The sequence below is a fragment of the Streptomonospora wellingtoniae genome (genome assembly GCF_031845375.1).
Classification (GTDB): Bacteria; Actinomycetota; Actinomycetes; order Streptosporangiales; family Streptosporangiaceae; genus Streptomonospora; species Streptomonospora wellingtoniae.
In genome coordinates this window covers 89153-108224 of the sequence record NZ_JAVREK010000008.1, presented here as the reverse complement: position 1 = coordinate 108224, position 19072 = coordinate 89153, and the positions used below count along the sequence as shown (strand labels likewise).

General features: G+C 72.3%; 18 protein-coding genes and 3 tRNA genes. 4 read left to right on the top strand and 17 right to left on the bottom strand.

The window, feature by feature from the left end; translation table 11 throughout:
- Nucleotide 1: 1 nt before the first annotated feature.
- Nucleotides 2–907 carry a lysophospholipid acyltransferase family protein gene (locus RM446_RS09930; RefSeq protein ID WP_311544910.1) on the bottom strand — a complete coding sequence of 302 codons (906 nt, stop codon included), beginning with the start codon at nucleotides 905–907 and terminating at the stop codon, nucleotides 2–4.
- A 300-nt stretch (nucleotides 908–1207) separates the two neighbouring features.
- On the opposite strand from RM446_RS09930, the gene cofC reads away from it, so the two are divergent.
- On the top strand, nucleotides 1208–1855 hold the full coding sequence (cofC, locus tag RM446_RS09925; protein WP_311544909.1) for a 2-phospho-L-lactate guanylyltransferase: 648 nt from the start codon (nucleotides 1208–1210) through the stop codon (nucleotides 1853–1855).
- 127 nt (nucleotides 1856–1982) lie between these two features.
- On the opposite strand, the gene RM446_RS09920 is transcribed toward cofC, so the two are convergent.
- From RM446_RS09920 to leuC, 4 genes are all read right to left on the bottom strand, one after another.
- Nucleotides 1983–2261, bottom strand: a complete 279-nt coding sequence (locus RM446_RS09920) for an HU family DNA-binding protein (RefSeq protein ID WP_311544908.1) — start codon at nucleotides 2259–2261, stop codon at nucleotides 1983–1985.
- A 135-nt stretch (nucleotides 2262–2396) separates the two neighbouring features.
- Nucleotides 2397–2579 carry an SCO5555 family protein gene (locus RM446_RS24905; RefSeq protein WP_449657177.1) on the bottom strand — a complete coding sequence of 61 codons (183 nt, stop codon included), beginning with the start codon at nucleotides 2577–2579 and terminating at the stop codon, nucleotides 2397–2399.
- Nucleotides 2558–3148 (bottom strand): 3-isopropylmalate dehydratase small subunit, encoded by a 591-nt coding sequence (gene leuD, locus RM446_RS09915; protein ID WP_311544907.1) that lies wholly within the window; start codon nucleotides 3146–3148, stop codon nucleotides 2558–2560. Before leuD ends, RM446_RS24905 begins: the two co-directional genes overlap by 22 nt.
- A 39-nt stretch (nucleotides 3149–3187) precedes the next feature.
- Nucleotides 3188–4585 (bottom strand): 3-isopropylmalate dehydratase large subunit, encoded by a 1398-nt coding sequence (gene leuC, locus RM446_RS09910; protein ID WP_311544906.1) that lies wholly within the window; start codon nucleotides 4583–4585, stop codon nucleotides 3188–3190.
- A gap of 216 nt (nucleotides 4586–4801) precedes the next feature.
- On the opposite strand from leuC, the gene RM446_RS09905 reads away from it, so the two are divergent.
- Nucleotides 4802–5491, top strand: a complete 690-nt coding sequence (locus RM446_RS09905) for an IclR family transcriptional regulator (protein WP_311544979.1) — start codon at nucleotides 4802–4804, stop codon at nucleotides 5489–5491.
- Between the two features lie 59 nt (nucleotides 5492–5550).
- On the opposite strand, the gene RM446_RS09900 is transcribed toward RM446_RS09905, so the two are convergent.
- From RM446_RS09900 to RM446_RS09890, 3 genes are all read right to left on the bottom strand, one after another.
- Nucleotides 5551–6753, bottom strand: a complete 1203-nt coding sequence (locus RM446_RS09900; RefSeq protein ID WP_311544905.1) for a PQQ-dependent sugar dehydrogenase — start codon at nucleotides 6751–6753, stop codon at nucleotides 5551–5553.
- Between the two features lie 183 nt (nucleotides 6754–6936).
- Nucleotides 6937–7515 carry a DUF4188 domain-containing protein gene (locus RM446_RS09895; protein WP_311544904.1) on the bottom strand — a complete coding sequence of 193 codons (579 nt, stop codon included), beginning with the start codon at nucleotides 7513–7515 and terminating at the stop codon, nucleotides 6937–6939.
- Nucleotides 7516–7518: 3 nt separating this feature from the next.
- Nucleotides 7519–8580 carry a TlpA disulfide reductase family protein gene (locus RM446_RS09890; RefSeq protein ID WP_311544903.1) on the bottom strand — a complete coding sequence of 354 codons (1062 nt, stop codon included), beginning with the start codon at nucleotides 8578–8580 and terminating at the stop codon, nucleotides 7519–7521.
- A 111-nt stretch (nucleotides 8581–8691) separates the two neighbouring features.
- On the opposite strand from RM446_RS09890, the gene RM446_RS09885 reads away from it, so the two are divergent.
- Entirely contained in the window at nucleotides 8692–9318 is a 627-nt protein-coding gene (locus tag RM446_RS09885; RefSeq protein ID WP_311544902.1) for a MerR family transcriptional regulator, read from the top strand.
- A gap of 110 nt (nucleotides 9319–9428) precedes the next feature.
- On the opposite strand, the gene RM446_RS09880 is transcribed toward RM446_RS09885, so the two are convergent.
- From RM446_RS09880 to RM446_RS09855, 6 genes are all read right to left on the bottom strand, one after another.
- Nucleotides 9429–9501 (bottom strand) — tRNA-Glu (locus RM446_RS09880).
- Nucleotides 9502–9593: 92 nt separating this feature from the next.
- Nucleotides 9594–9666, bottom strand: a tRNA-Glu gene (locus tag RM446_RS09875).
- 65 nt (nucleotides 9667–9731) lie between these two features.
- A tRNA-Gln gene (locus tag RM446_RS09870) sits at nucleotides 9732–9806 on the bottom strand.
- 235 nt (nucleotides 9807–10041) lie between these two features.
- Nucleotides 10042–11541, bottom strand: coding sequence for a glutamate--tRNA ligase (gene gltX / locus RM446_RS09865; RefSeq protein ID WP_311544901.1), 1500 nt, complete (start codon nucleotides 11539–11541; stop codon nucleotides 10042–10044).
- 144 nt (nucleotides 11542–11685) lie between these two features.
- The gene (locus tag RM446_RS09860) at nucleotides 11686–12060 is read right to left on the bottom strand and encodes a hypothetical protein (RefSeq protein ID WP_311544900.1); all 375 of its coding nucleotides are present in this window, start codon (nucleotides 12058–12060) and stop codon (nucleotides 11686–11688) included.
- Nucleotides 12061–12597: 537 nt separating this feature from the next.
- On the bottom strand, nucleotides 12598–13398 hold the full coding sequence (locus RM446_RS09855) for a fumarylacetoacetate hydrolase family protein (RefSeq protein WP_311544899.1): 801 nt from the start codon (nucleotides 13396–13398) through the stop codon (nucleotides 12598–12600).
- 264 nt (nucleotides 13399–13662) lie between these two features.
- Between RM446_RS09855 and RM446_RS09850 the strand changes: the two genes are divergently transcribed.
- A complete protein-coding gene (locus tag RM446_RS09850) occupies nucleotides 13663–14577 on the top strand; it encodes a DUF3152 domain-containing protein (RefSeq protein WP_311544898.1) in 915 nt (304 codons plus the stop codon).
- 79 nt (nucleotides 14578–14656) lie between these two features.
- On the opposite strand, the gene cimA is transcribed toward RM446_RS09850, so the two are convergent.
- From cimA to RM446_RS09835, 3 genes are all read right to left on the bottom strand, one after another.
- The gene (gene cimA, locus RM446_RS09845; protein ID WP_311544897.1) at nucleotides 14657–16267 is read right to left on the bottom strand and encodes a citramalate synthase; all 1611 of its coding nucleotides are present in this window, start codon (nucleotides 16265–16267) and stop codon (nucleotides 14657–14659) included.
- A 290-nt stretch (nucleotides 16268–16557) separates the two neighbouring features.
- Nucleotides 16558–17676, bottom strand: a complete 1119-nt coding sequence (locus RM446_RS09840; protein WP_311544896.1) for a branched-chain amino acid aminotransferase — start codon at nucleotides 17674–17676, stop codon at nucleotides 16558–16560.
- A 277-nt stretch (nucleotides 17677–17953) separates the two neighbouring features.
- Nucleotides 17954–19021, bottom strand: coding sequence for a 3-isopropylmalate dehydrogenase (locus tag RM446_RS09835; RefSeq protein WP_311544895.1), 1068 nt, complete (start codon nucleotides 19019–19021; stop codon nucleotides 17954–17956).
- Between the last annotated feature and the right edge of the window lie 51 nt (nucleotides 19022–19072).

The following is a 19072-nucleotide window of genomic DNA, read 5'->3' as shown; positions in this document are numbered from 1 at the left end:
CTCACCCGCGGGGCTTCCCCTCGCCGTCGGAGCCCTGCTCGCCGGCGCCGTCGGCGGCGGTCTGGGCCCGGTCTGCGTCGGCGTCGGCGTCGGCGGCCGGCGGAGCGTCGGCGGCGCCCGCCGCGCCGACCTCGGGGACGCCGGCGGAGGCTCCGGCGGCGTCCGGCGCTTCGGAGTCGCCGGAGGAGGCCTGGCGGACCTTCTTCATGTCGTAGGGCTCGGCGGGCGGAACCTCGCCGCGCACCTCCGCCTGCAGCTCGGTGATGCGCCGCATGATCTCGGCCGTGGCGTCGCGGAGCACAGTGGCCGTCATCGGCTTACCGCGGTAGGCCGAGAGGTCCACCGGCGGCCCGGCGACCATCTGCACACGCTTGCGCGGGAAGGGGCGCAGCTTGGCGGTGCCGTAGCGCAGCAGGTGCTGCTCACCCCAGTGCGCCAGCGGGACGACGGGCACACCGGTGCTCAGCGCGAGCCGGGCGACGCCGGTGCGCGCGGCCATCGGCCACAGGTCGGGGTCGCGGGTGCAGGTGCCCTCGGGATAGAAGATCACCGACGAGCCGTCGCGGGTGAGGGCGGTCTCGGCCTCCTGCAGCGCCTTGACGGCGTCGGTGCTGCCGCGCTTGACCGCGATCTGGCCGGTGCTGCGCGCCACCGCGCCGACCACGGGGATGCGGAAGACGCCCTCCTTGGCGGTGAAGGTGGGCCAGCGGCGCCCGCCGACGTAGAGGTAGTGCGAGATGGTCAGTGGATCGGCCATCGACAGGTGGTTGGCCGCGATGATCACGCCGCCCTCGCGCGGGACGTTCTCCTGCCCCTGCCACTCCGCCCTGGTGACGGCTCCCAGGATCGGGCGGACGATGGCGGCCACGACCGCCTTGACCCACCGCGATTCGCGTTGCTGTGCCACGGATCCTCCGATTCGACCTGCCTCGCCGCTTGCGCGCCGGCCCTTCCGCGTCGGCGACCCCGGCGGTGGCCGGCGGGCCGCCTGCGGCCGATCCAGTCTAGGCCGCCGGGAAGATCCCCCATGTCGCACCCGTTGCAACCGGCGAGCGGACAGGGCGCGGAACGGCCGCGCCCCGGCTCGGCGGGGCGGTGACCACGGCGCCGCGGCACCCGGGGCGCGGCCGAACGGGCGCCGTAGCCTTCTTCCGCGGCCCGGATAACCAGGGGCGCGGTGCGCCGATCAGCGAGTCGAGGAGGGACGATGCCGCCGCACGATCAGGACCGGCCCTGGTCGCTGGTGGTCCCGGTGAAGCGGCTGGAGCGCGCCAAGTCCCGGCTGTCGGGAGCAGAGGGACTGCCGCGCGCCGAGTTCGCGCTGGCGGTGGCCTGCGACACGGTGATGGCGGCCGTCGCCGCGGAGCGGGTGGGCGCGGTGTTCGCGGTCACCGAGGACGGGCGGGCCGCCGCGGCGCTGGAGGCGCTGGGGGCCCGCGTCGTGGGCGGCGAGCCGGGAACCGGCCTCAACCCCGCACTGGAGCACGGCGCCGCCGAAGCCGCGCGCGCACACCCGATGTGGGGCCGCTGCGCGCTGTCGGCAGACCTCCCGGCGCTGCGTCCGGGCGAACTGGACGACGTGCTCGCGCGGGCGCGGGACCACGGGCGCTCGTTCCTGGCCGACACGCCGGGGGTCGGCACCACGCTGTACGCCGCACGCGGGGGCGCCCGCTTCGCCCCGGCGTTCGAGGGCGGCTCGCGGCGCCGGCACCTGGCCGGCGGGGCCGCGGAACTGGACGGCTCGCACGCCCCGAGCGTGCGGCGCGACGTGGATACGGCGGCCGACCTGCGCGAGGCGGCCCGGCTGGGTCTGGGGCCGCATACGGCCAAGCTGCTGGCGCGCTTCGAGTGGTGAGGCGCGCTGCCGACCGTGTCGGCGGTGCGTGCGCGGGAGCGCGCCGCACGGGTAGGCGCGCATGAAGTACGCCCGGGCCCTCTCGGGGGACCCGGGCGCGCACTTCAGCCCTCGGCTTCGCCGGGGGTCACTTCTCGCCGTTCACCAGGGCCTTGAAGTCGGAGCCCGGGCGGAACTTCGGCACGTAGCTCGCCGGGACGTTGATAGTCGCCCCGGTAGCAGGGTTTCGGGCCTCACGAGCGGCCCGTTCGCCCCTCTCGAAGACGCCGAAGCCGGTCACGGCGACCTTTTCGCCAGAAGCGACGGCCGACTGGATGGTCTCCAGTACCGCGTTGACGGCTTCGGTGGCGGTCTTCTTGTCGCCCATACGGTCAGAGATCGCGTCGATCAGGTCACGCTTGTTCATTGGTTCCTCCGGTTCCCCCTTGCTCGCACGAAATTAGGGGACAGCATGCCCTGGACACAAACACAAACGCCCGTGAATTCAGCGTGTCGGAGGGTCTTCGACCTGCGGAGGGAGCTCACAGAGCGCCGAGTCGGTCTACTCGGAGGCCCGAGCGGGATCCCTTTTGACCCCTTCCGTGATGCCCAAAAGCCTACGTACGGCGGGAATCCGGGCATCCGGCGGCAGTGCGTCGGCGCGGCGATGCGCCTCCCGCAGCCGCCGCGCCAAATCAAGGTAAAATTCCAGGGATTCGCCGACTACCGGGTGACCGGAAGCCATGCGTGGCGCTGCTTCTCGAACGCGTCCACATCATCGGTGTGACGGAGAGTGAGTGCGATGTCGTCCAGGCCCTCCATCAGCCGCCAGCGGGTGTAGTCGTCGAGCTCGAACGGCTGGACGATGTCGGCCGCCCGCACCTCGCGCGCTTGGAGGTCGACCGTCACCTGCGTGGCGGGGTCGGCCTCCACGGCCGCCCACAGCCGCTCGATGGCGTCGTAGGGCAGCACGACCGCCAGCAGCCCGCCCTTGAGCGCGTTGCCGCGGAAGATGTCGCCGAAGCGCGGCGCCAGCACCGCCTTGAACCCGTAGTCCTGCAGCGCCCAGACCGCGTGCTCGCGTGAGGAGCCGGTGCCGAAGTCGGTGCCGGAGACGAGGACGCTGCCGTCCGCGTACTCGGGCTTGTTCAGCACGAACTCGGGGTCGTTGGCGCGCCATGCGGCGAACAGGCCGTCCTCGAATCCGGTGCGGGCGACCCGCTTGAGGTAGACGGCGGGGATGATCTGATCGGTGTCCACGTTGCTGTAGCGCAGCGGCACGGCGCTGCCGGTGTGAACGGTGAACTTCTCCATGTCGGTGTCAGCTCTTTCGTGCCTGTCGTGGGCGGTCGGCTACAGGTCGGCGGGTGAGGAGAGGGTGCCCCGCACCGCGGTCGCGGCGGCGACCAGCGGCGAGACAAGGTGGGTGCGGCCGCCCTTGCCCTGGCGCCCTTCGAAGTTGCGGTTGGACGTGGAGGCGCTGCGCTCGCCCGGCTTGAGCTGGTCGGGATTCATGCCCAGGCACATCGAGCAGCCGGCCTCGCGCCACTCGGCGCCCGCGGCGGTGAAGACCTCGCCGAGGCCCTCGGCGTTGGCCTGCTCCTTGACCCGCATGGATCCCGGTACGACCAGCATCCGCACGCCGTCGGCCACCCTGCGGCCCTTGATGATCTCCGCGGCGGCGCGCAGGTCCTCGATGCGCCCGTTGGTGCAGGAGCCCAGGAAGACGGTGTCGACCCGGACGTCGCGCAGCGGTGTGCCCGCGGCGAGGTCCATGTAGTCCAGGGCCTTCTCGGCGGCGGCGCGCTCGGCGGGGTCCTCGTAGCCCTCGGGGTCGGGCACCGCTCCGTCCAGCGGCGCGCCCTGGCCAGGGTTGGTCCCCCAGGTGACGAAGGGGCTGAGCTTCGCGGCGTCGAGGACGACCTCGCGGTCGAAGGAAGCTCCGTCGTCGGTGCGCAGGCTCCGCCAGTGCTCCACGGCGGCGTCCCAGTCGGCGCCCTGCGGTGCGTGCGGGCGGCCCTGGACGTAGTCGAAGGTCGTCTCGTCGGGGGCGATCATCCCCGCGCGGGCGCCCGCCTCGATGGACATGTTGCAGATCGTCATCCGGGCCTCCATGGACAGCTCCCGGATGGCCTGGCCGCGGTACTCGATGACGTAGCCCTGGCCGCCGCCGGTGCCGATCTCGGCGATGACGGTGAGGATGATGTCCTTGGCGGTGACGCCGGGGGGCAGCGAGCCCTCGACGGTGACGGCCATGGTCTTGAACGGCGCCATCGGCAGGGTCTGGGTGGCCAGCACGTGCTCGACCTGGCTGGTACCGATACCGAAGGCCAGCGCGCCGAAGGCGCCGTGGGTGCTGGTGTGGCTGTCGCCGCAGACCACGGTCATGCCCGGCTGGGTCAGGCCCAACTGCGGACCGACGACGTGCACGATCCCCTGGTCGAGGTCGCCCATCGGGAACAGGCGGACCCCGAAGTCCGACGCGTTCTTGCGCAGCGTGTCGATCTGGGTGCGCGACACCTTGTCGGCGATGGGACCGAGGATGTTCTCGGTCGGCACGTTGTGGTCCTCGGTCGCGATGGTCAGGTCCGGGCGGCGCACGGGACGGCCGGCCAGCCGGAGCCCTTCGAACGCCTGCGGGCTGGTGACCTCGTGCACGAGGTGCAGGTCGATGTAGAGCAGGTCGGGTTCTCCGTCGGCACGCCTGACGACGTGCTCCTCCCAGACCTTCTCGGCCATCGTGCGAGCCATGTGCGACGCCTCCTCGCGTCTCGTCACTTTCCGGACTTTCCAGGAGAGGTTTCTCTCGCCGCCGCGGCGGCCTCAGCGGAGCCGGCGGCCGCGTGCACCGCGCCGAGCGGCGGAACGCAGCACGTCGAGTGATTTGCATTCCAAATGGCGAGACGTCAATATCAAGCCATGGACAACTCTAGCTCATCCAGCGGCGTCGGTGTGCTCGACAAGACGATGTCGGTGCTCGACGCGCTGGAATCGGGGCCGGCGTCCCTGGCCCAGCTCGTGCGGATCACCGGCCTCGCCCGACCCACCGCCCACCGGCTGGCCGTCGCGCTGGAGCGCCACCGCATGGTCACCCGCGACAGCCAGGGCAGGTTCGTGCTGGGGCCGCGGCTGGGCGAGCTGTCCATCGCCACCGGCGAGGACCGGCTGCTGGCCGTCGCCTCGCCCGTGCTGGTGCAGCTGCGCGACCTCACCGGCGAGAGCGCCCAGCTCTACCGGCGCCAGGGGGACGTGCGCGTGTGCGTGGCCGCCGCCGAGCGCACCAGCGGCCTGCGCGACACCGTGCCGGTGGGCAGCGAACTGCCGATGGGAGCGGGGTCGGCCGCCCAGGTCCTGCTGGCCTGGGAGGACGGCGAGCGCATCCGCCGCGTCCTCGTCAACGCCAAGTTCACCGGCAACAGCCTGGCCCAAGTGCGCCGTCGGCGCTGGGCCCAGAGCGTAGGCGAGCGCGAGCAGGGCGTGGCCTCGGTGTCGGCGCCCGTCTCCGGGCCCGGTGGGCGCGTCATCGCCGCCGTGTCGGTCTCGGGGCCGCTGGAGCGCCTCACTCGCGCACCCGGGCGCCTGCACGCCCAGGCGGTCACCTCGGCCGCGGAGAAGATCAACGAGGCGCTGCACGGCCAGGACGCGCCGGGTCACTGAAGCGGGCGTCTCGCACGCGCAGCGCAATGCGGGCCGGGGCGGCCCTGATGCGCGGGCGCTCAGCCCCCAAGCGGGATCCGCAGGATGCGGTCGTCCTGCTCGGCGGGGGCACCGCGGGAGTCGCGGTTGCTGGTGGCGACCAGCAGGTCGCCGCCGCCGGGGACCGCGGTGACCGTGCGCAGCCTGCCGTATTCGCCCGCGAACAGGGCCTCCGGCTCGCCGACCGGGTCGTCGTCCCGCCCGGTCAGCGGCACCCGCCAGATCCGCTCGCCGCGCAGCGCGGCGACCCACAGGGAGTTGCCGGCGATCGCCGCGCCGCTGGGGGAGGCTTCGCCGGTGGTCCAGGTGACGACGGGGTCGGTGTAGTCGCCGGAGGCGTCCTCGCCGCCGGTGCCCTCGACCTCCGGCCACCCGTAGTTGCCGCCCGCCTCGATGACGTTGACCTCGTCGAAGCGGTCCTGGCCGAACTCCGTCGCGAAGAGGGTGCCGTCGGCGTCCCAGGCCAGGCCCTGGACGTTGCGGTGGCCGTAGCTGAAGACGAGGTTGCCGAAGGGGTTGCCGTCGGCGGGCTCGCCCTCGGCCGTCATGCGCAGGATCTTGCCGCCGAGGCTGTCGGTGTCCTGCGAGCGCGAGCCGTCGCCCGCGTCGCCGGTGGCGGCGTAGAGCAGGCCGTCGGGCCCGAACGCGATCCTGCCGCCGTTGTGGAATGCGGCGCTGGGGATGCCCTCGACCAGCACCTGGGAGTCGCCGAGGGAGGGCGGTCCGCCGCCGGAGCGGTCCAGGTCGAAGCGCGCGATGCGGTTGCCGGAGGCGGTGGTGAAGTAGGCGAAGAGCTCGTTCGGGCGCGGCTCGTCCGGCCGTACGGCGATGCCCAGCAGCCCTCCCTCGCCCTGCGCCCGCGCCGGCTCGACGGTGCCGACCTCGCTGATGCGCCCTTCGGGGCCCATCCGCACGATGCGGCCGGAGTCGCGCTCGGAGACCAGCGCTCCGCCGCCGGGCAGCGCCGCGACTCCCCAGGGGACCTCCAGGCCGGTCGCCACGACCTCGGGATCACCGGGCGGCACCAGCCGCGTGGCCGTTGCGGAGTCCGCCGCCCCGGGTGTCGGCGACCGCCCGGAGCCGCCGGCGTCGCCGCCCGGTCCGTCGTCGTCCGCGCCGCCGTCGGCACAGGCGCCGACGGCGAGCACGGCGGCGGCGACGCCGGCCCCGACGCGGCAGAGCCGCAGACGCACTCGGCTCGGGTCCTGGCGCGCATGCTCCATGCTCCCGTTACTGCCCGCTGCGCGCCGGGGCCGAACGTGGCGCGGCGGACGCGGAGGCGGGAGCACCCCGGAGCCGGTGGCCCCCGGACGCGGCGGGAGGTGCCCGCCCGCCCGCGCCGTCCCCTGAGGACCGTGCGGCGCCTCCGCCCGCACCGGGGCGGGCGGCCTCGGCGGCCGCCCCGGTCATCCGGCGCGGGACTCGGACCCGGCGGTGCCGGAGGGGTCGTCCGCCCGGACACGGGCGCGTGCGCGCCGCAGCGAGAGGCGGTCGAGGGCCCGCCGGGTATCGCGGTCGACGGGCCGGGTACCCAGTGCCCCGCCCAGTCCCGTGGTGGGGACGTTGACGTAGATCGCCTCGTAGCCGCGCGGGGGCTCCTCGCAGTCGCCCTCGGCGTCCGTGCCGCCGCTCTGCGGCAATCCGACCTCGTAAGTCTCGTGCCACAGACCCGCGGCGTCGCCGCCCTGGCGGTAGTAGCGGCGCCAGGCGGCACTGTGGGTTGCGTCGTGGGCGTAGCGCAGCAGCGCCTCGGTGGACTCCCAGTACTGGATGACGGTGACCCCGCGCACGCTCGGCAGCGTGCGCGAGTACAGCAGGCCGCGGCCGGGGTCGTCCGCGAGTTCGGCGTCCATCCGGCGGAACGCGCGGGCCACCCAGACCCAGCGGCGCGGCCGGAGCAGCGCGTTGACGCGGGCTCCCAGCAGGAAGACGGTCAGGCTGTCGCGGGGCTCGGCAGTGATGCGGACCGGCTTCTTCTCGGACATTCCTCACACCTTCGCTTCGGCAGCCGTGTCGGGCTCAAGGGGGCGGTAGATCGGGATTCCCGCGGCGTCGAGCTCCTCGCGCAGCGCGAAGTAGGCGTCCCCGAAGGGGTCCTCTCCGCGCAGGCCCATCAGGCCGCGGCGGACCGTGACGTCGTGCGGCGCGAGGTCTGCGGCGCGGCTGTAGTGGCGGTCGGCGGCGGCGGTCTCTCCGCGCCGGTGCAGTTCGACGGCGATGCGCGCGTGGGCGCGGGCGCGCCTGCCCTCGGCGGTGGGCTCCCGGAACCCGGGGGCGCGGCCGCCGCCGGCAAGGCCCGCGTCCCCCTCGTGCACCCAGCGGCGCAGTGCGCGCAGGGACGCCTCGGAGCTGAGGCCGTTCATCGACCGGAACAGGTCGGTGGCGACCTGGGTGTCCTGCGGTCGCGCGATGTCGCCGCGCTCGTCGATCCACACCGCGGTGGGGACGTTGACGACGTCGTACAGGGCGGCCACCTCGCCCTCGGTGTCGATCAGGGCGGAGTGGGAGGGCGCGGCCTCGGCGATCCAGGGAAGGGCGTCCTCGGCGCTGCGGTCCATCGCGACGCTGACGACGGTCAGGCCGTGCGGGGACAGCTCGCGGTGCCGCTCCTCCCAGGCGGGCAGGTCGTAGCGGCAGCCGCACCAGGACGCCCACATCACCAGGGCCACCTTGCGGCCCCGGAGGTCGCTGAGGCGGTGGAGCGCCCCGTCGGCGCCGCGCAGCTCGAAGTCGGGAGCCGCGCCGCCGCGCGGACCGGTGCCGGGGACCGCGGCCAGCAGCGCATGCTCGTGGTCGGCGACCGCGAGGCCGCCCTGAAGCTCGGCGAACGCGCCGACGTCGATCCGCCCGGCGTGCTCGATACCGGCGACGGCCGAGGCGGGGATGCAGGCGTCGCCGCGGCACCAGCCGTAGGAGCGGCGCTCCCAGCCGAGCACGGGCGCATCCAGGGGCGCGAGCAGGCGGCGCTCGCCGGCTGCGGGCGGGCCCGCCGACTCGGGATCGGCGTCCAGCACGCCCGCGCCCTGCTCGGTAAGGACCGTGTATCGCATACCGCCTCCTGTCCGTTCGCAGCATATTGGATAGTGTGACTCTCTAATATTGGAGAGTAGTACTATCCAATCGAGCAGGCAAGCGGGAGCGGGGACCAGGAGGGGGAGCGGATGCGGATCTCGGAGCTGAGCAGGCGCAGCGGTGTACCCGTGGCGACGATCAAGTACTACCTGCGGGAGAACCTGCTACCCAGGGGCGAGGCGGTTTCGGCGACCCAGTCGGACTACACCGGGGACCACCTCGCGCGACTGCGGCTGGTGCGCGCGCTGGTGGAGGTGGCCGAGGTCCCGCTGAGCCGGATCCACGCCGTACTGGCCGCGGTCGACGACCCCGGACGGGAGCTGCACACGCTCCTCGGCGCCGCCCAGTACGCCGTGACACCGCAGTTCGAGACTCCGGCCGACGACCCGGTGTGGCAGCGCGCCGAACACCGCACCGATGAACTGCTGGCGGAGCTGGACTGGAGGGTCGACGCGGCCTCCCCCGCGCGCGGCGGCCTCGTCCGCGCGGTGGCGACCCTGGACCGGCTGGGCTCGTGCCCGGCACCGGAGATGCTGCACGGCTACGCCCAGGCCGCGCACCGGGCGGCAGAATGGGACGTCTCCCGCATCGACCCCGACGCCGGGCGCGCGGACACCGTGCAGGCGGTTGTGGTGACGTCGGCGCTGATGGGCCAAGTCCTGACGGCGCTGCGCCTGCTGGCCCAGGAGGACGAGTCGGCCCGCAGGTTCGGCTAGAGCGGCCGAGGCCACAACCCCGTTGATCTTGTAGCCATCGCAAACGGAAATCGCTTTCCTTCACGATGGCTACAAGATCAACGGGTTCGGCCCGAGTGGGAGGACGGTTGTACCCCTGAGCGGATTCGAACCGCCGTTACCGCCTTGAGAGGGCGGCGTCCTAGGCCACTAGACGACAGGGGCGCCAGCGCGGGACGAAGCCCCGCGGATGCGGACGAATCGTCCGCCGTTCGCAGTAAAAAAGCCCCCGCAAAGCGGGAGCTCCTCCCTCTGCGTACCCCCGAGCGGATTCGAACCGCCGTTACCGCCTTGAGAGGGCGGCGTCCTAGGCCACTAGACGACGGGGGCCTGGATCGCGTTCTACAAGAGGACCGAACCTCGGTCCGTCACGACTTCCGCATTCGCGGACGCCATGGCTGGGGTACCAGGACTCGAACCTAGACTAACTGAACCAGAATCAGTCGTGCTGCCGATTACACCATACCCCAGTGCTTTCGGCGGGCGGGTCCGTTCACCGGCCCCGCTCCCCCTCGGCGCAGGCAATACTCTAGCGGACTTCGGGAGTGCTCGCGAACCGGTTGCAGAGCGGGCCTCGGACGCGATCGGACTCGCCGGGGAGACCGGCGGCGGTCCGGACCCGCGCCGGATCCGGTGCGGGCCCCGCGGACCTGCGCCGCGCACCGCGCGGGCCCGTGCGACCGGCCGCCCCGACCGGGCCGCGGCCTACTCGACCGCCGCGGTGCCCTCGGCGGTGCTGGCGGGCGCGGCGTCGGCGCCCGCCGGCGCCGCGCCCGCCTCCTCCGCCCGCAGACGCTCCTGCGCCGCCTCGATGCGCAGCAGCGTGCGCTCGCGACCGAGCAGCTCCAGCGACTCGAACAGGGGAAGGCCCACAGTGCGCCCGGTGACCGCGACCCGCACGGGAGCCTGCGCCTTGCCGAGCTTGAGGCCCAGGCCCTCTCCGGCCGCCTCCAGTTCGGCGCGCAGCGCCTCGGGCTCCCAGGAGAGCGCGGGATCGGCCAGCCGCTCGCGCGCCGCGGCCAGCATGGGCCCGCCGGTCTCCGGCTTCATCGCCTTGGACCAGCTCTTGGGGTCGTCGACGGGCTCGTCGAGGAACAGGAAGTCGACGTTGGCCACGATCTCGCTGAGCACCGCCACCCGGCTCTGCGCCAGCGGCGCAACCGCGCGGAAGACGTCGTCGTCGTAGTTCTCCTCCGGCCACGGCGCGACCTCAGGCGACAACCACGGGCGACAGCGCTCCACGAAGTCGTCGGCCTCCAGCGCGCGGATGTACTCGCCGTTGAAGGCGCGCAGCTTCTTCTCGTCGAAGAACGCGCTGGAGCTGTTCACATCGGAGATGCGGAACAACGGCGCCATCTCTGACCACGGCATGATCTCCCGATCGCCGCCGGGCGCCCAGCCCAGCAGCATCAGGTAGTTGACCATGGCTTCGGGCAGGAAGCCCTCCTCCTGGTAGGTCTCCAGAGCGACCTTGTCGCGCCGCTTGGACAGCTTCTGCCGCTTCTCGTTCACGATCACCGGCAGGTGCGCCCAGCTCGGCGGCGCCTGGCCCAGCGCCTCCCACAGCAACTGCTGCTTGGGGGTGTTGGACAGGTGCTCCTCGCCGCGGATCACCGTATTGACGCCCATCTCGACGTCGTCGACGACGTTGGCCAGCACGAACAGCGGCGAGCCGTCGGCGCGGGCGACGACGAAGTCCTCGATGGAGGTGTGCTCGAACTCCACTCGGCCGCGGATCCGGTCCTCCACCACGGTCGGCCCGCCCTCGGGCACCCGGAACCGCAGCGCCCTTCCCGGACCGGGCTCCAGACCGCGGTCGCGGCAGAAGCCGTCGTAGCCGAGGTTGGGGTTGTCGCGCCGCTCCTGCACCTGCTCCCGCGTGCAGTCGCAGTAGTAGGCGCGACCCTCGTCGTAGAGGCGCTCGGCGGTCTCGCGGTGCTTCTCGGCGTAGTCCGACTGGAAGTAGGGGCCTTCGAAGTGCGGGTCGGACTCGCCGATGCCCAGCCAGGCCAGCGCCTGGATGATTCCCTCGGTCCACTCCGGCTTGTTGCGCGCGGCATCGGTGTCCTCGATGCGCAGCACGAACCTGCCCTCGTCCTGCTGCCGGGCCAGCGCCCAGTTGTACAGCGCAGAGCGCGCGCCGCCGACATGGAACATGCCGGTCGGCGACGGCGCGAAGCGCACGCGAATCGGATTCTCAGTCACGCGGTCAAGCCTATCGGCGAGGCGGGGGGCGGCTCGCGCGGCGCAGCGGGCCCCGGCGGCCGCCGAACGGGGCGGGCGACCGTGTCGGCGGCGGTGAAGCGGCCCGCGGCGCCTGCGCGCTCGCCGCCGCGCCCTTCACGGGCATCAGAGGAACGCGACGTCGAAGCGCTCGCCCGGCCAGTCCGCGTCGATCAGCGGGCGGCAGGAGATTTCCCGCGTCAGCAATTTGTAGATGAATTCGTCGGGTTCCATCCGGTACACGAAGTACTCGAGGTAGTCGGTGACCACGATCCGCGTATCCGGTTCGGCGTTCTCCCAGAAGATGCGCCACCCGGAATCACAGGCCGCCTCGGCCCACAACTGCATGCGGTCGTGGTCGACGTGCTCGTCGCCCCTTCTTTCGCCGAGTTTCATGGCGTAGCCGGCGTCGATGTCGACGCGCTTGTCCGTCCCGGCGAGACGCGCGTCGCGGCTGCGCTCGTAGTGCAACACACCCTCGGGAGGCAGGACGGTCAGCACTCCGTCGACGGCGAATCCACCGAGTTCCCCGACCAGCGCGCTGTACCCCGCGGGGTACCCGCCAACGGGCGGCGTGCGCGGCTCGCGGTCCCGGACGGGGGCGCCCCTCCCTTCTACATCCAGAAGGGAGACGATCCCTTTGACATAATCCACCGATCCACCCAAATCCGTTTCGTGAAGTGAGCGCCCTTGAGGACCCCGCCCACCCCTGGCGCGAATGCCGCGCGTGTGGACGGCTCGCGAATCCGCGGCGCCGGTCGTCGGGGGATTCGGGGAAGCTACCCCGGGCGCGCCTACCTGAACAAACCCACAAATCAGACAAAGAGGCGGAAACCACACGGAGCTTCGGAGTCGCGTCACACCTCGCGCGGCTGTGTGCTCGGCGGATTCCGGTGGTGCGCATTCTGCGGGACGGCGGCCGGCGGCCCGGCGGGTGTGCGGGGCCCGGGCGAGTCTGGGCGCCGGCTGAGAGCCCGTGTGCCGACCGGCCGTCCCGGGAGGCCTCGGCGGCGCCGGAGACCTCCGGTGGCCCAACGGTCAGTCGCGGGTGATGACGCGGTTGGTCAGCTCGCCGATGCGTTCGACCGCGACCGTCATCTCGGAACCGACCTCGACCGGCCCGACCCCCGCCGGGGTTCCGGTCAGCAGGACGTCGCCGGGCAGCAGCGTCATGAAGGAGCTGACGTAGGAGATCACGGCGGGGATGTCGTGGATGAACTGCGAGGTGCGCCCGTCCTGGCGGACCTCGCCGTCGACGGTGGTGGTCACCCGCAGGTCGGAGGCCTCCTCGACGGTCAGGCCCGTCTCGATCCAGGGGCCGATCGGGCAGAAGGAGTCGAATCCCTTGCCGCGCGTCCACTGCTTGTCGGACTTCTGCAGGTCGCGCGCCGTCACGTCGTTGGCGACGGTGTAGCCGAAGACGACCTCCTTGGCGCGTTCGCGCGGGACCTCGCGGCAGGGGCGGGAGACGACCACGGCGAGCTCGCCCTCGAAGTCCACGCGCTGGGAGATCGGGGGGTGGAACACGGGGTCGCCGGGGCCGGTGACCGCGGTCGAGGGCTTGAGGAAGACCACCGGCTCCTCGGTGCTCTCGCCGGTGATGTCGCTCATCTCGGCGACGTGGTCGGCGTAGTTCTTCCCGATGCACACGACCTTGCTGGGCAGCACCGGCGACAGCAGCCGCACGTCCTCGATCTTGGCGCGCTCGCCGGTGAGCTGGATCTGACCCATCAGCGGGTGCCCGCTGATCCGCGACACGTACTCCTGGCCGCCGTCCTCGTCGGTGTCGATCAAGCCGTACCCGACATCGTCTCCCACGGAGAATCTCGCGATGCGCACGTCTGCTGCCTGCCTGTTCTCGCCGGTTGAAGCGTCTCGTCGTCCGAGCACCAGCCTACCCAGGCCCGGTGCCGCGGAGCGGCGGCCCGCAGACCGGTGAATTGCGGGCGGCACGCGCTTTTCGGACACAACGGACGAGGCGTGAATTCCCCGCCGTTTCTGCGATGCTGGGACCGATCCCGGAGGCGTTTCGCGCCTGCGGTCGTCCCGCACGGGCCCAGGCACCGCCTCGGCCCCGACGTCGAGCCGCAGAAAGGCCGCCGCTTGTCGCATCCCTCGCCGCGCCCGTACCGCCGCGGCCCGCACCGCCGGCGGCGCTACGGCCTCGAACTCCTGCTGGGACTGATCGTCCTCGCCGCCGGCACCGGCCTGCTCGTCCTCGACCAGCGCGCCCCGGAGCTGACCGGAGAGGAGGCCGGCGGGGTCGGCACCGCCGGACCGGGACGCGACGGCGGCTCCGCCTCGGCCTCCGCCGAGGCGCCGCAGGCAGACGGGAGCCCCGGCACCGGCGGCGGTGGCCGGGGAGACGGCGGCACCCCTGGGGACGGGCGGCGGAACCGGCCCTCCGGCGAGCCGTCGGCGGACTCGGCTCCGCCGACGCCCCAAGGCGAGGGCTCTGCCGAGCTGCCCGCGGTGATGGAGTCGGTCGAGGACGAGGTCAAAAAGGCCGACGGAGAGCTGGAGGTCGTCCCCGGCAAGAGCGAGCCTGCGGGCGAAGGGCCGCGCATGCGCTACATCGTCGAGTTCGAGAAGGGCCTGCCGGGCGAGGCGGCCGACTTCGCCACCGCCGTCGAGCAGATCCTCGCCGACGGACGCAGCTGGCGTGGCGAGGACGGCGTGTCCATGCAGCGCGTGGACGGGGGCGACGCGGACTTCCGGGTGGCCCTCGCCGCGCCGCAGACCGTCGACCGGATGTGCGCGCCGCTACAGACGATGGGCCGCGTGTCCTGCACCAACGGCGGCAGAGCCATCATCAACCAGAACCGGTGGGTCTCGGGCGTCGAACACTTCGACGGCGATCTGCGCACCTACAGGATCTACGTGATCAACCACGAGGTCGGCCACGCGCTGGGCCGCGGGCACGTCTCCTGCCCGGGTAAGGGGGAGCCCGCGCCGGTCATGCAGCAGCAGACGTTCGGCCTGCAGGGCTGCGAGCCCAACGGGTGGGTGCAGGACTGATCACGCCAGGACGGACCGGGCCCCTGCGCGCGGAGGGTGCAGACGCCCCCTTCCCCCGCACGGATCCCGCGTCCGGACTTCAGGCCGCGGAGGCCGGCTCCTGCGGGTAGCCCTGGCGCAGCAGGCCGTAGGCCATCGCGTCCTTCAGGGCGATCCAGGAGGCGTCGATGACGTTCTCGCCCACGCCGACGGTCGTCCACTCGCCGCGGCCGTCGCCGAACGTCACCAGGATGCGCGTGACGGCGCCCGTGCCGGAGTTGCCCTCCAGGATGCGCACCTTGTAGTCGGTCAGCTCCAGGCCCGCCAGGGCCGTATAGACGCCCTCCATCGCGCTGCGCAGCGCACGGTCGAGCGCGTTGACCGGGCCGTTGCCCTCGGCGGTGGCGATCACCCGCTCGCCCTTGACCTGGAGCTTGACGGTGGCCTCGCTGGCCGCCGCACCCGGGCTCCCTCCCGCGCCGCGCCGCTCGGCGATCACGCGCCAGGACTCGGTGTCGAAGTAGCGCACCGGGCTGCCCAGCTCTTCACGCACCAGCAGCTCCAGCGACGCGTCGGCCGCCTCGAAGCTGTAGCCGCTCAGTTCCAGGTCCTTGACCCGGTCGACGAGGCGGCCCAGCAGCTCGCGGTCGCCGGACAGGTCGAAGCCCAACTCCTTGGCCTTCAGCTCGATGGAGGCGCGCCCGGCCATGTCCGAGACCAGCATCCGCATGTCGTTGCCCACGAGCACCGGGTCGATGTGCTGGTAGAGGTCGGGGTCGACCTTGATCGCCGAGGCGTGCAGCCCGGCCTTGTGCGCGAACGCGGAGACCCCCACGTAGGGCTGGTGGGTGGCGGGCGAGATGTTCACGATCTCGGCGACCGCCTGGGAGACGCGGGTCATTCGGGGCAGGCAGCCTTCGGGGAGCACGTCGCGGCCCTGCTTGAGCGCGAGCGCGCCCACCACCGTGAACAGGTTGGCGTTGCCCACCCGCTCGCCGTAGCCGTTGGCGGTGCACTGCACGTGGGTGGCGCCGGCGTCGACGGCGGCCAGCGTGTTGGCGACGGCGCAGCCGGTGTCGTCCTGAGCGTGGATGCCCAGTCGCGCGCCGGTGGCGGCGGCGACCTCGCCGACGATGCGGGTGACGTCGGCGGGCAGCATGCCCCCGTTGGTGTCGCAGAGCACGACGACGTCGGCGCCGGCGTCGGCGGCGGCGCGCACGACGCCGAGCGCGTATCCGGGGTCGTGGACGTAGCCGTCGAAAAAGTGCTCGCAGTCGAGGAAGACGCGCCGGCCGTGCTCGTGCAGGTGGGCGACGGTGTCCGCGATCATCGCGAGGTTCTCCTCGCCGGTGGTGCGCAGGGCGCGCTCGACGTGGCGGACGTCGCTCTTGGCCACCAGGGTGACGACCGGGGCACCCGAGTCGCGCAGCGCGGCGACCTGCGGGTCGTCGGCCGCCCGCACACCCGCCCGGCGGGTCGCGCCGAAGGCGCTGAGCTGCGCGTGCTCCAGCGTGAGCTCCCGCGCGGCGCGCTGGAAGAACTCGGTGTCCTTGGGGCTCGCCCCCGGCCAGCCGCCCTCGATGAAGCGCACGCCGAACTCGTCGAGGAGCTTGGCGACGGAGAGCTTGTCGGCCACGGTCAGGTTGACGCCCTCGCGCTGCGCCCCGTCGCGCAGTGTCGTGTCGAAGACGTGGAAACTGTCGTCAGGCATGGGTGCGGACTCCCGGATGTGAGCTGTCGTTGTCGCGGCCCCGCCGGCAACAAAAAAGACCCCTCGTGGACACGAGAGGTCAGCGCGCTGGCGAGGTCCGTTTTCAGCCAGCGCGCCTCACGATAATGATCACCTGAGACGGCACGTACATCAGTGTGCCACACGAGCGCGCCGCGGTCCGAATAATCGACCTTCCATCTCGGATGCCGAGACGCGCCGCGTCGCGGCACTCCCGCGGCTGCCGCGGTGAATCCGGTGCGAAACCGCGGCAGCCGCAGGCTCGGCGGTGCTCAGTCGAAGGTGCGCACCCAGCCGTGGGAGTCGGAGCGGGTGCCGTACTGCAGAGCGACCAGCTCCTCGCGCAGCCCCATGGTGACGGGTCCGGCACCGCCGTCGCCGATGAGGAACTCGCCGTCCGCGCCCTTGACGTGGCCGACCGGGGTGATCACCGCCGCCGTGCCGCACGCGAAGACCTCGGTGAGCTCGCCGCTCTGGGCGGCCCGGCGCCACTCGCCGGTGGAGATGGCGCCCTCCTCCGTGGGGAAGCCGAGCTCGGGTGCCAGGGTCAGCAGCGAGTCGCGGGTGATGCCGGGCAGCAGGGTGCCGGTCAGTGCGGGGGTGAGCAACCGGGCTTCGTCGCCCGACCCGAAGACGAAGAACAGGTTCATCCCGCCCATCTCCTCGACCCAGCGGTGCTCCTTGGCGTCGAGCCAGACGACCTGGTCGCACCCCTGCCGCACCGCCTGGGACTGGGCGACGAAGCTGGAGGCGTAGTTGCCCGCGAACTTCGCCTCGCCGGTGCCGCCCGGCGCCGCCCGGGTGTAGTCCTCGCTCAGCCACACGGTGACCGGCTTGATCCCGCCGGAGAAGTAGGGACCTGACGGCGAGGCGATGAGCACGAACCGGTAGCTGCGCGAGGGGTGGTTGACCCCCAGTCCGACGTCGGTGGCGAACATGAAGGGACGCAGGTACAGGCTGCTGTTGGGCTGGGTCGGGATCCACTCGGAATCGTGGCGCAACAGGGTCTCGATGGCGCCGAGGAACAGCTCCTCGGGAAGCTCGGGCATGGCCATGCGCCGCGCGCTGCGATTGAGCCGCGCGGCGTTGGCCTCGGGCCGGAAGCAGGCGACCTCGCCCTCCGGGTGGCGGTAGGCCTTCAGGCCCTCGAATATCTCCTGGGCGTAGTGCAGGGCCGCCGTCGCCGGGTCGAGCGTCAGCGGACCGTAGGGCTGCAGGCGGGGCTCGTACCAGCCCTTGCCCTCCGTGTAGTCGATGGTGACCATGTGATCGGTGAACACGGTCCCGAACCCCGGATCGTCCAGCAGCTGCGCGCGCTCCTGCGGGGTCTTCCGCTGAGCCGAGAGCTGGACGTCGAACGTCAACCCGCTTGTGGTGGTGCTGGTGTTCATGGGTGTCAGGTCCTCTCCGTACATCGGGGCGGCAGCACTGCCGCCCCTTCGGTTCCAGTGTGACGGAAACGACGCACCCGCGGCCATAGGCCTCCACAGGCCGCGGACCAGCCGCGTCCGGCGCCGGCGGGCGCGGACGGGGAGGCCGGGGACAGCGGCGGGAACAGCGCAACGGGCGCGCCGACTGATCGGCACGCCCGTTGCAGGCGGTTCCTCGGGGCCTCCGGGGCCCCGGCCGTGCCGATCGACGAATCAGCAGGGCCGGGGCGCGGCGCGCTCAGCCCTGCCCGGCTACTCGCTTGGCGATCTCGTCGCCGATGGCGGAGGTGGTGCGCTCGCCGGCGCCGAACTCGGCGCGCGCACGCAGGTCCGCGGACACGGCCCGCTCGACCCTGCTCGCGGCGGCGTCCAGGCCGAGGTGGTCGAGCATGATCGCCGTCGACAGCAGGGTGGCGGTGGGGTCGGCCTTGCCCTGGCCGGCGATGTCGGGAGCCGACCCGTGCACGGGTTCGAACATGCTCGGGAAGTCGTTCTCGGGATTGATGTTGCCGCTGGCGGCCAACCCGATCCCGCCGGCGACGGCGGCGCCGAGGTCGGTGATGATGTCGCCGAACAGGTTGTCGGTGACCACGACGTCGAAGCGCTGCGGCTGGGACACGAAGAACATGGCGGCGGCGTCGACGTGCGAGTAGTCGACCGAGACCTCGGGGAACTCCGCGCCGACCTCGCGCACGACCCGCTGCCACAGTTCGCCGGCGAAGGTCAGCACGTTGTCCTTGTGCACCAGGGTGAGCTGCTTGCGCGGGCGCTGGGCGGCCTTGGCGAAGGCGTAGCGCACCACGCGCTCCACTCCCAGGCGGGTGTTCACGCTGTCCTGGGTGGCGATCTCGCCGGGCGTGCCCTTGCGCAGGACGCCGCCCATGCCGGCGTAGGGGCCCTCGGTGCCCTCGCGCACGACGAGGATGTCCATGTCCTCGGGGCGCACTCCCGCCAGGGGGGTGCCCACACCGGGGTAGAGGCGGACCGGGCGCAGGTTGACGTAGTGCGAGAACGCGAAGCGCAGCCGCAGCAGCAGGCCGCGCTCAAGCACGCCGCTGGGCACGCCGGGGTCCCCCACGGCCCCCAGCAGGATGGCGTCGTGGCCGCGCAGCTCCTGCTCGACCGAGTCCGGGAGCGTCTCGCCGGTCGCGTGCCACCGGCGCGCGCCGAGCTCGTACTCGGTGGTCTGGAAGGAGATGTCGTGCTCGGAAGCGGCGGCGTCGAGGACCTTGAGTCCCTCGGCCACCACCTCGGGGCCGATCCCGTCTCCGGGGATGACGGCCAACTTCACGGTCCGCGCAGCCATTAGCAGCCCAGCCTCTACTCAGCTATCGGTGTTTCGCATCCGGTCTCGGCG